The sequence below is a fragment of the Piscirickettsia litoralis genome (genome assembly GCF_001720395.1).
Taxonomy (GTDB): Bacteria; Pseudomonadota; Gammaproteobacteria; order Piscirickettsiales; family Piscirickettsiaceae; genus Piscirickettsia; species Piscirickettsia litoralis.
Genome location: NZ_MDTU01000001.1, coordinates 684,896 through 689,323, shown reverse-complemented (window position 1 = coordinate 689,323; position 4,428 = coordinate 684,896). Strand labels below are relative to the sequence as shown.

The 4,428-nt window shown below is 41.8% G+C and carries 7 protein-coding genes and 1 tRNA gene; 3 read left to right on the top strand and 5 right to left on the bottom strand.

Annotation, left to right across the window (positions count from 1 at the left end; translation table 11 throughout):
* On the top strand, positions 1-310 hold a 310-nt coding region (locus BGC07_RS03310; protein ID WP_139121741.1), incomplete at its 5' end, for a class I SAM-dependent methyltransferase.
* Positions 311-370: 60 nt separating this feature from the next.
* On the top strand, positions 371-628 hold the full coding sequence (locus BGC07_RS03305) for a hypothetical protein (protein WP_069311949.1): 258 nt from the start codon (positions 371-373) through the stop codon (positions 626-628).
* Positions 629-718: 90 nt separating this feature from the next.
* On the opposite strand, the gene BGC07_RS03300 is transcribed toward BGC07_RS03305, so the two are convergent.
* A tRNA-Leu gene (locus BGC07_RS03300) sits at positions 719-803 on the bottom strand.
* Between the two features lie 119 nt (positions 804-922).
* Here BGC07_RS03300 and BGC07_RS03295 point away from each other — a divergent pair.
* Positions 923-1,249 (top strand): YqcC family protein, encoded by a 327-nt coding sequence (locus tag BGC07_RS03295; protein WP_069311948.1) that lies wholly within the window; start codon positions 923-925, stop codon positions 1,247-1,249.
* Positions 1,250-1,288: 39 nt separating this feature from the next.
* Here the strand turns inward: BGC07_RS03295 and BGC07_RS23005 are convergent, their stop codons facing one another.
* From BGC07_RS23005 to BGC07_RS03285, 4 genes are all read right to left on the bottom strand, one after another.
* Positions 1,289-1,561 carry a helicase C-terminal domain-containing protein gene (locus tag BGC07_RS23005; RefSeq protein WP_268801599.1) on the bottom strand — a complete coding sequence of 91 codons (273 nt, stop codon included), beginning with the start codon at positions 1,559-1,561 and terminating at the stop codon, positions 1,289-1,291.
* Positions 1,530-2,222, bottom strand: a complete 693-nt coding sequence (locus BGC07_RS23000; protein WP_268801598.1) for a helicase C-terminal domain-containing protein — start codon at positions 2,220-2,222, stop codon at positions 1,530-1,532. Before BGC07_RS23000 ends, BGC07_RS23005 begins: the two co-directional genes overlap by 32 nt.
* A gap of 308 nt (positions 2,223-2,530) precedes the next feature.
* Entirely contained in the window at positions 2,531-3,304 is a 774-nt protein-coding gene (locus tag BGC07_RS21620; protein WP_235602881.1) for a DEAD/DEAH box helicase family protein, read from the bottom strand.
* A gap of 8 nt (positions 3,305-3,312) precedes the next feature.
* Entirely contained in the window at positions 3,313-4,257 is a 945-nt protein-coding gene (locus BGC07_RS03285; RefSeq protein WP_069311947.1) for a LysR substrate-binding domain-containing protein, read from the bottom strand.
* Positions 4,258-4,428: the final 171 nt, after the last annotated feature.

The window sequence follows — 4,428 nt, the reverse complement described above, 5'->3', positions numbered from 1 at the left end:
TAAAGGAAACTATGTTGGTTTAGATATTCAAGATAGGCAAATCAATAAAGCACGGGAAAAAGCGCTTTCTATGCAAATCAGCAACGCTGACTTTTATCTGTCCGATGCGAGAAGAACGCCTATTTCATCTGGTTGGGCTGATCTGTCTTTTTGTCGCTTAGTGTTGGTTCACAACCCGCAGCCATCACACCTTATTGCTGAAATGGTCAGAACTGCAAAAGTGCAGGGGAAGGTTCTGGCAATCGAGCCAAATAATTTGTCATATATTGCTTATAACAAGCCTTATTTGAATAAGTGTTACCATGCCTGAGTGCAATACATGTACCGCCCAACGCAAGGAACGCTAGATATTTGCCCGCAGTTATAGTATTTGTTCCAGTTGGCTGGACTTTCTAATATTGTAATTAGGCAACACCCTATTTATATTGACTCTCGGCAACCCAAAATATTAAAGTCTTTTTATAAAAATTGGCTGGGTATGTTGGAGCCAGTGAAAGAAGAGCTGCTTGAAAATGAAGTAATTTCATTGGATGACATCTATCAAGCTGAGAAGGAAGCAGAAAGAATCAATGAAGGTGATAGTCTTTATCAAAGTCTATGGGTCGCAGAAGGAATTAAGCAGGTTTAAATACAAAGATTCTTAGCTTTTAGTTGAGAATTATATTCGCTAATGATAACAGGCTTGGTACTTTATTTTTGAATTTGATATTGAAAGAGATGGTGCGAGAGGAGAGACTCGAACTCTCACGGGTCGCCCCACTGGAACCTAAATCCAGCGCGTCTACCAATTCCGCCACACTCGCACTTAGTTGTTGTTCAGGCTTATGCCCTGCAACGAGGACCTATTATGCGGATTTTGAAATAGAAGTCAACAACTTTATAATATTACTATACAATTTTTTTAATTAAGCAGAGAAAGACGATGAAACAAGCCGCTTATGTAGAGATTGCTAGCCTTCTTTTAGAGCTAGAAAAGGCGTTGCGTGCCCACAGCCTTTGGGAAGAGCACGCGCCTGCTGAGAGTGCGTTATCAAGCCAGGAGCCTTTTTGTGTGGATACCTTGGCCTTTAGCCAATGGGTGCAATGGATTTTCTTGCCTCGAATGAAGGTTATTGTTGAAACGCAAGGTAATTTGCCCTTAGCTTCTAATATCATGCCGATGGCAGAGGAAGGCTTAAAAGCCCAAGGGGTTAATGGGCAGGAAATTATACAGCTTTTTAAGCAATTCGATGATTTGGTTTCTCAATAATGTAAAGCTGATTAGTTCTTGTTATATTAAGATTTAATCTTAAGTCATAAGCTCGATGCTTTCTTGCCAGGATGAAGGGTGTTGGACTTCAAATGAGGGGAGGGAAGCGAGCAGCTTTTTACCATATGCTTTATAGATGATGCGATCATCGAAGAGCACAAGCTTGCCTTGGTCAGATTCAGTACGAATCAGACGGCCTGTCCACTGAATAAGTTTTAAATGTGCTTCTGGTAGAGTGTGCTCGATGAAAACATTTTTATTCCGTTGTTTAAGTTCGTGCTCACGTGTGCGTGCTTGAGGGGTGCTGGGCATGGCAAATGGAAATTTTTTGTATAATGAGTGTATTACAGTAGTTTCCTGGTAAGTCTAAGCCTTCGGCAAGAGATTGCAAGCCAAACAGAGCATGGGATTGGTTTTGGTCAATATGGCGTTTAAACTGCTCGATTAGCTGATGTTTAGGCAAGTCTCCTTGGCAGGTGATTTTGTTCTGGAGGCTTTTGGGTAGTGTGCTAAAGGTGCTTTCCAGGCTTTTTTGACTGGTAAAAAGAACCAGGCAGCCTTGATTAAATTCCTGTAGTACGGCTTTTAAGAAGGTCTGAAATTCTTGTAAATGTTGATCATTTATATGTGTAGGTGTTGATTTTAGTTTAGGAATAATCAGCTGGGATTGATCATAGGCGAATGGAGAGGGACAGCTGATGGATTTAACCGTATGATTTTTTTGTAGGTGTAACCCCATTTTTCGAGCAAAATGCTGGAATTGGCCGGAGATTTTCAATGTTGCTGAACACAGGGTAATCGCTCCAGGAGCGCGCTGCCAAAATAACTCAGAAAGCTTGTGGCTGGTATCGATTAAACTGATATGAAAGCGATAATCCTCTTGCTCCTTTACTTTGCCCAAGGTTATCCAACGAGCTTGCCTGGCACCTTGTGCATCTTCTTTTTGAGGGAAGTGTTGCCAGACTTTTAACATATTCTCAAATGCACCGATAACAAACTCTAACCGGCTCTGTAATTGTTGCTTCTTTTCGAGCGAATCTATATGAGCAGCATCAAAGTATTCGACAAATAGTGAAACCTGTGTTAAGCAGTTACGTGTTAAGGTGGCTAATTGCTGGATCTCTTTGGCTAAACTGTCTGGAAAACTATCTAGAAATATCCATTCTTTGCCTGTTGCTTGCTCTCTAAAGTTTAAGTGTAATATTTTTTTTCAGCTGGATTAAGCCATCGATGATTTGCTCACTGAGCTCAAAGGCATTAAAAAAGCTCTTGGGCGGATTATCAAAAAAAATCTTTGCATTTGAGGAGCGTTTGCCTGGCTTCATGTGCTTGTTCCTTGCTTGAGGATAAAGAAACCTCTTGAGCTAAGCTGTTAATCGACTGTTCTGGCAAATGATGAGCTTCGTCGATAATATAAATTGATTTTTCAGGGTCAGGGAGTATCGTGCCAAGCCCTAGCCAAATATCAGCGAGCAAGGTCGCATGGTTGGTGATGATAATGTCTGCTGATTTTTGTCGTTCACGTGCACTAAAAAATGCACATTCTTTAAAAAAGTGGCAACGACGATTGAGGCAGCCGGCCCGATCTGTTGAGACTTTTTGCCAAAGCGATTCATCAACTTTAAACGATAAGCTATCTTTATCTCCTGACCAGTCGCCTTTTTCCAAGGCATTACGTAACGGAGTTAAGCGTTCGAGCATGAATAAATCATCGAGGGCATAAAATTTGTGATGGCAAATATAACGCCGCCGCCCTTTGGCGATTTCTGTGTGTAAAGAGAGGCCAAGCAGCTTTTCAACCTGGGGAATATCCTTGCTGATCAATTGCTCCATGAGTTGAATAGTCGCTGTGGCGATAACAAGGGTTTTGCCTTGTGCTTGTGATAGAGCACCCAATAAATAGCCAAAGCTTTTACCGATTCCTGTGCCGCCTTCACAGAGCAAAATATAGCGATGATGAATGCTAGCGGCGACAGCTTGAATCATCCGCTGTTGGCTTGGACGACTGGAAAACCCGGCTTTTGTTAGACGTTGATTAATTTCAGTAATATGCATAGTAATAATTATTTATTTTCGAGCAGTGATGCAGGAACCTCATCAAGGAACTCTTGTGTGGTTTTAAGTAGCCATTGACGTAAAGGGGCTATTTTATTGCGGGTCAAAAAGTTATTTGGGTAGGTGAGGTACAGATCATGAATGCCTGGAATTGTTTCTTGGGTTGGGATGATTAAGTGACCGAGTTTGAGTAAATTTGCAACTAAAGGGAGGTGAGTAACTAAAATGCCTAAGCCATTTAGTGCCGCTTGGATGCCTTGAATGGTATGCTCGAAGGTCAAGCGTTCTTCAACCTGAGGTTCGGCGCATTGGTAGTGCTTACACCAATTTTCTAGGTCATTGGTGCGGACGGTATGGCGAATATTAATAAACGGGTAAAGATGAATAAGACGGCTAGCCTTTAATGGTGCAGGGTCTTGTAATAACTTTGGACTGCATACAGGCACAAGGCGATCTTGTAATAAAAAGTCACTACAGTAGTCATCTTGGTGATCTTGAGAATTATATTGAATTGCAGCATCAATATCATTGAACTGCAAAGAGTTTGGGCGCAACGGTGTCGCTAAGCGTAGCTCAAGATCAGGTGAAGAGGCTTGAAAGTCCGCTAAACGTGGAATCAACCAATAGGTTGCCATACTTGATGACAGGTTGAGGTGAATAACGGTTGAATGCTGATCTTGGGTGAGTTCAACGGTGGCATCATTAATGATACGCAGGGCTTTATGGATATGCTCGGCATAGCGTTCACCTTCTTCGGTTAACGCGAGGCGATTGCCTGGTTTACGCAGAAATAATGTTTTGGCTAGATAGCCTTCCAAGCGCTTGATATGCTGACTGACCGCAGAGTGAGTCATATTGAGCTCTTCACCTGCACGTGAAAAATTGAGTTGGTCTGCAGCAATATCGAAGACTTTCAGAGCGTTAAGTGGTGGGAGGTGCTTTTTTACTGTCATACGGGTTTACTAATCATACTGTAAGAAATACTAACAATTTAACACAAAGTATGGAGTATAGTGAAATATAGAGAGTGTAAATAATTCTGTGTAGACGCTACGTTTACATATATTTGGCTAAATGGTTAGTTTTTTGGGGGGAAAGGTCAGGGCCTTCCAATTTTCACGTGC

What these genes read in the sequence shown, in the direction of transcription:
- BGC07_RS23005 (WP_268801599.1), bottom strand. Translation starts at nt 1,561, where the DNA reads ATGCCCAGCACCCCTCAAGCACGCACACGTGAGCACGAACTTAAACAA.
- BGC07_RS03285 (WP_069311947.1), bottom strand. Translation starts at nt 4,257, where the DNA reads ATGACAGTAAAAAAGCACCTCCCACCACTTAACGCTCTGAAAGTCTTC.
- BGC07_RS03295 (WP_069311948.1), top strand. Translation starts at nt 923, where the DNA reads ATGAAACAAGCCGCTTATGTAGAGATTGCTAGCCTTCTTTTAGAGCTA.
- BGC07_RS23000 (WP_268801598.1), bottom strand. Translation starts at nt 2,222, where the DNA reads ATGTTAAAAGTCTGGCAACACTTCCCTCAAAAAGAAGATGCACAAGGT.
- BGC07_RS21620 (WP_235602881.1), bottom strand. Translation starts at nt 3,304, where the DNA reads ATGCATATTACTGAAATTAATCAACGTCTAACAAAAGCCGGGTTTTCC.